Genomic DNA, 5,609 nt, shown 5'->3' on the forward strand with positions numbered 1-5,609 from the left:
AATAGGGAGGCAGGCGGCTTTGCGACCGCCTCCTACACTCACGCCCAAGGGACGGTGCCCTCATGCGCATTTCCGACAGACTGAAGAAGCTCAAGCCCTCGGCCACCCTGGCCGTCAACGCCAAGGCCCAGGAACTCAAGGCCCAGGGACGCGAAGTCGTCAGCCTGGCCGTTGGCGAGCCGGACTTCGGCACGCCCGAGCACGTGCGCGAGGCCGCGAAAAAGGCCATCGACGACGGCTTCACCCGCTATACTCCGGTGCCGGGCATTCCGGACCTCAGAAACGCCATCGCGGGCTACTACGGCCAGTTCTACGGCGTGTGCGCCAAGGGCGAGAACACCATCGCCAGCACGGGCGGCAAGCAGGCCCTGTACAACCTGCTCATGGCGCTTCTGAACCCCGGCGACGAGGTGCTCATTCCCGCGCCCTACTGGGTCAGCTATCCGGCCATGGTCGAGCTGGCCGACGGCGTTCCCGTCATCGTGCCCACCGGGCCGGAGAGCGGGTTCCTGGTTTCCGTGCGCGACCTGGAGGCCGTGTGCACCCCGCGCACCTCGGTGCTCATCCTGAACTCGCCCAGCAATCCCACGGGCGGCCACTACGCCCAGGAGGCCCTGGACGAGATCGCCCGCTGGGCCAAGGCGCGCGGCGTGTTCATCATCTCCGACGAAGTGTACGACCGCCTGGTGTACGAGCCCGCCAAGCCGAGCACCCTCTCGAACTTCTGGCAGAAGCACCCGGAGAACGTGGCCATCGTGGGCGCGCTGTCCAAAAGCTTCTGCATGACCGGCTGGCGCATGGGCTGGGCGCTCGCCCACCCCGACCTGGTGAAGGCCTGCGCCAAGATCCAGGGCCAGAGCACCTCGAACATCAACAGCATCACCCAGAAGGCGGCCATTGCGGCCCTTACCGGCCCGTGGACCCTGGTGGACGAGATGAAGACGGCCTTTGTGCGCCGGCGCGACCTGGCCCTGGAGGTCATCCGCTCCTGGCCGGGCGTGACCTGCCCCAAGCCCGACGGCGCGTTCTACCTGTTCCCGGTGGTGGAAAAGTACTACACCCCGGAGATGCCGGACAGCGCGGCCCTGTGCACGCGCCTGCTGGAAGAGGCCGGAGTGGCCCTGGTGCCTGGCAGCGCCTTCGGCGACGACCGCTGCGTGCGCTTCTCTTACGCCGTGGCCGACGAGGTGCTGATGACCGCGCTTTCCAAGGTGGGCAAGGTGCTGCTCGGCAAATAGCCGGGGCACGCGCTTCCAGGCCGGGGCGAGAACGCCATCACGAACCAACACGCGCCCGCACCGGGTGCGACAGGGGGCTCCATGACCGCAGGTTCCGCGCACAAGGACGTTCTGGACTGGACAAACGCACGCTGGGACAGGCTGGAAAGCGCCCCGGCCCTGCGCGCGCGCGCGGCCGAGATGGCGCAACGGCTCGCGGCCGAGGTGGCCGCTGGCAAGCTGCCCTTCCTGTCCACGCCCTTCATGCCCGCCCTGGAGCTGGAGCTGGCCGACCTTGAAAGCGGGTACCTGAAGCAGTTCAAGCACATGCTGCTGCTGGGCATCGGCGGCTCGGCCCTGGGCGCGCGCGCCCTGCAAAAGGCCTTCGCCCCCGGCCAGGATCTGCCCGGCCACACCGGAAAGTGCTTGTGGATTCTGGACAACGTTGACCCTGCCGGGCTGGAGGCGCACCTGTGCCGCCTGCGCGCGCAGGACACGCTGGTCTATGTGGTCAGCAAGTCCGGCGACACCATAGAAACCATCGGCCAGTACTTCCTGGTGAAGCAGTGGCTCAAGAAGGAGCTGCCGCAAGACTGGAAGGACCACCTGCTGCTGAACACCGACGAGCAGAAGGGCTACCTGCGCCAGGAGGCCACGCAGTTCGGCATGCGCACCCTGCCCGTGCCCGACAACCTGGGCGGCCGCTACTCGGCCATCAGCGCAGTGGGCCTGGTGCCCGCGGCCTTTTTGGGCATGGACTGGCGCGCCCTGGTCAAGGGCTTCACCTCCGTGGCCGCGCCCCTGGCCGACCCCAAGCTCGACGCGGCGAAGCTGGCCGCGCACCCGTCCTTCGAGTTCGCCCTGTGGGGCAAGGCCCTCATGGACGCGGGCTACAGCGAGCTCATCACCTTCTACTACATTCCGGCCTGGTGCAGCTTCGCCGACTGGTTCGCCCAGCTCTGGGCCGAGAGCCTGGGCAAGGGCGGCCAGGGCAGCCAGCCCATTCCGGCCGTGGGCGTGACTGACCAGCACAGCGTGAACCAGATGTTCCTGGACGGCCCGCGCAACAAGGCCTGCCTGTTCGTGGAACGCGCGGAAGGACCGCAAGGCCTGCCCTTCCCGGCGGACATGCCGGGCATCTTCGACTACCTCCAGGGCAAGCGCTTCGGCGAACTGCTCCCGGCCGAGGCCCTGGGCACGCGCATGGCCCTGTGCAAGAACGAGGTGCCGCTGCTGGCCCTGCGCCTGGGGGCGGACGACGCCTTCGCCGCGGGCAAGATGATGGCCCTGCTCGGCGCGGCCACGCTCTTGACCGGCTGGCTCATGGGCATCAACCCCGTGGACCAGCCCGCCGTGGAGCTGGGCAAGCGCCTGGCCAAGGCGCGCCTGGGCGCGGCCGGGCTGGCCGAGGAAAAGGCCGACCTGCTGGCCTTCACCACGGGCAATCGCGACGAGCGGGGGTTCTAGGCCTTGAGCATCTACTCGAGCCTGCTGGGCACCCACAAGCCCTTGCAGTTCGTCAAGGTTCTCACCTGGACCTTCCTGATCCTCATCCTGGGCACCAACCTGATGCTCTCGGTGTTCCTCTCCAAGCACGCCGAGCGCGTGCTGCTGGAGAAGCAGAAGGAATTCGGCCTGCTGCTGGCCGAGAACGTCTCCCACCAGATCTTCACCCGCTTCACCCTGCCCACCATCATCGGCTATGGGCAGATCTCCTTACGCGTGCCGGACCAGTTCGCGCGCCTTGATCAGGTGGTGCGCACCACCATCCACAGCTTCCACGTGCAGGAGGTGCGCATCTACGACCCCGAGCTGCGCGTGACCTACAGCACGGACCCGAACCTGGTGCTGCGCACCGGCCTGGCGGGCGAGGGCGTGAAGCGCGCCCTGACCCACGACGAGCCGAGCTTCGAGCTGTTCAGCAAGATCTCCGGCTTCTCGGCCCTGTTCAAGATCGAGATGCGCCCGGGCAGCGTGGTCATGCGCGGGTTCACCCCCCTGCGCATGGAGCGCAACTTCGGCCCCGGGGCCAAGAACCCCATCATGGGCATCCTGGAGTTCAGCCAGGACATCACCGACGACTACATGGCCGTGGTGAACTTCGAGCGCCTGGTCTATTCCTCCTCGCTCATCACCAGCATGGTGCTCTTCTCGCTCATCATCAGCATCCTGCGCCGGGTGGACCGCATCAGCGCGGAGCGCCAGGCCGAGAAGGAAAAGCTCATGGCCGAGCTGCACCAGCAGGAGAAGCTGGCGGGCATGGGCCGCATGGTGGCGGGCGTGGCCCATGAGATTCGGAACCCGCTCGGCATCATCCAGTCCAGCGCGGAGCTGGTGCTGAAGAAGGCCAAGGCCGACAACCACCCGCACACGCGCATCATCGAGGCCATCTACGACGAGTCCCGGCGGCTTTCGCGCACGGTGAACGACTTTCTGGACTATGCCCGCCCGCGCCAGCCCAGGCAGGACGAGGTGGACCTGTGCCGCATTCTGGAGCAGGCCTGCGTGTTTCTGGAGCGCGAGTGCGAGGACCGCGGCATCCGCCTGGTGCGCGCCTGCCCGGAGGGCACCAGCGTGCGCGGCGACCGCGACCTGATCTACCGGGCGGTGTACAACGTGCTGGGCAACGCCATGCAGGCCATGCCCCAGGGCGGAACCATCCAGGTGGACGTGCGCGCCCAGCAGGACGGCGACGCCGCCGAGGCCGAGAGCGGCCCCCGGCTCACCCTGGCCGTGCGCGACTCCGGTCCCGGCTTTGACCTGAAGAACCTGGACAAGCTGAAGGACCCCTTCTTCAGCACCAAGGACACGGGCACGGGCCTGGGCCTGGCCATCGTCACCAGCATCGTGGAAAGCCACGGCGGGGCCGTGACCCTCAAGAACCACCCGGAAGGCGGCGCAGTGGTCGAGCTGACCCTGCCGCTGGCGCGCACCATCGGCGGTGAAAGCAAGCCGGACCCCGCCCCGGACCCCACGCAAACAGCCTAGAATCGCACACGGAGCCCAAGCATGTCTGGCAATATTCTCATCCTGGACGACGAGCAGAACTACCTGCTGGTCCTCGACGCCATCCTTACCGACGCGGGCTACAAGGTCACGCCCTTGTCCGACCCGGAAATGGGCCTGGCCTTCCTTGAGGAGTCCGAAGTGGACGTGGTCGTCACGGACATGAAGATGCCCAAGCTCACCGGCAAGGACGTGCTGGACCACGTGAAGAAGCACTATCCGCAGATTCCCGTGCTCATCATGACCGCCTTCGGCTCCATCGAGGCCGCAGTGGAGGCCATGCGCACCGGCGCCTTCGACTACATCACCAAGCCCTTCTCCAACGAGGAGCTTTTGCTTTCGCTCTCCAAGGCCATGCAATACGCGCGCGCCCAGCAGGAAAACCGCCAGTTGCGCCGCCAGATCCAGGAACGCTTCGGGCCGGAGAACATCGTGGGCCGCGACAAGAGCATGCGCCATGTGCTCGACATGGTGCACCGCGCCGCGCCCAGCCGCAGCACCGTGCTCGTCACCGGCGAATCCGGCACCGGCAAGGAGCTCATCGCCAAGGCCATCCACAACGATTCGCCCCGCAAGGACGGGCCCTTCGTCTCCGTGAACTGCATGGCGCTCAATCCCGGCGTGCTGGAGAGCGAACTCTTCGGGCACGAGAAGGGCAGCTTCACCGGGGCGGTGTCGCGCCGGCGCGGCCGCTTCGAAATGGCCGACAAGGGCACCCTGTTTCTGGACGAGATCGGCGAGCTTTCCCAGGACATGCAGGTGAAGCTGTTGCGCGTGCTGCAGGAGCGCCGCTTCGAGCGCGTGGGCGGCACCGAGGCCGTGGAGGTGGACATCCGCATCGTGGCGGCCACCAACCGCGACCTGGTGAAGGCCGTGGCCGAGGGCATCTTCCGCGAGGACCTGTTCTACCGCCTGAACGTGGTCAGCATCCACCTGCCCCCCTTGCGCGAGCGGCGCGAGGACATCCCCTTCCTGGCCGCGCACTTCCTGGACAAATTCGCCAAGGAGAACACGCGGGAGATGAAGGGCTTCAGCCCCTCGGCCATGGATTACCTCTCGGCCTACGAGTGGCCGGGCAACGTGCGGCAGCTTGAAAACGTCATCGAGCGCTGCGTGGTGCTTTCCAGCGGGGAAACCATCGGGGCCGAGGATCTGCCGCCGGAGATCAAGGACGAGGAGTCGCAGTTCAAGAGCGCGGTGGACCTGCTGCCCACCAAGCTCGACCTCTCCGAGACCCTCGAAAAGATCGAGGCGGCGGTCATCCGCCGGGCGCTGGTCAAGGCTGATTTCATCCAGGTGAAGGCCGCGGAACTGCTGAACATCTCCAAGAGCCTGCTGCAGTACAAGCTGAAGAAGTATACGATTTCGGCGAAGTAGGGATGGGGG

The 5,609-nt window shown here is 66.7% G+C and carries 4 protein-coding genes; all 4 read left to right on the forward strand.

Features of this window, described 5'->3' with window-relative positions; all coding sequences use genetic code 11:
• Positions 1–62 precede the first annotated feature (62 nt).
• The 4 genes from VN419_RS03120 (at position 63) to VN419_RS03135 (ending at position 5,600) form a co-directional block, all read left to right on the forward strand.
• Positions 63–1,238, forward strand: coding sequence for a pyridoxal phosphate-dependent aminotransferase (locus VN419_RS03120; RefSeq protein WP_325644345.1), 1,176 nt, complete (start codon positions 63–65; stop codon positions 1,236–1,238).
• A gap of 81 nt (positions 1,239–1,319) precedes the next feature.
• Entirely contained in the window at positions 1,320–2,684 is a 1,365-nt protein-coding gene (locus VN419_RS03125) for a glucose-6-phosphate isomerase (protein WP_325644347.1), read from the forward strand.
• A gap of 3 nt (positions 2,685–2,687) precedes the next feature.
• Positions 2,688–4,205 (forward strand): sensor histidine kinase, encoded by a 1,518-nt coding sequence (locus tag VN419_RS03130; protein ID WP_325644349.1) that lies wholly within the window; start codon positions 2,688–2,690, stop codon positions 4,203–4,205.
• Between the two features lie 21 nt (positions 4,206–4,226).
• Positions 4,227–5,600 carry a sigma-54 dependent transcriptional regulator gene (locus VN419_RS03135; protein WP_325644351.1) on the forward strand — a complete coding sequence of 458 codons (1,374 nt, stop codon included), beginning with the start codon at positions 4,227–4,229 and terminating at the stop codon, positions 5,598–5,600.
• The last annotated feature ends 9 nt before the right edge of the window (positions 5,601–5,609 follow it).

Source organism: Humidesulfovibrio sp. (genome assembly GCF_035560995.1).
In the GTDB taxonomy this organism is placed as follows: Bacteria; Desulfobacterota; Desulfovibrionia; order Desulfovibrionales; family Desulfovibrionaceae; genus Humidesulfovibrio.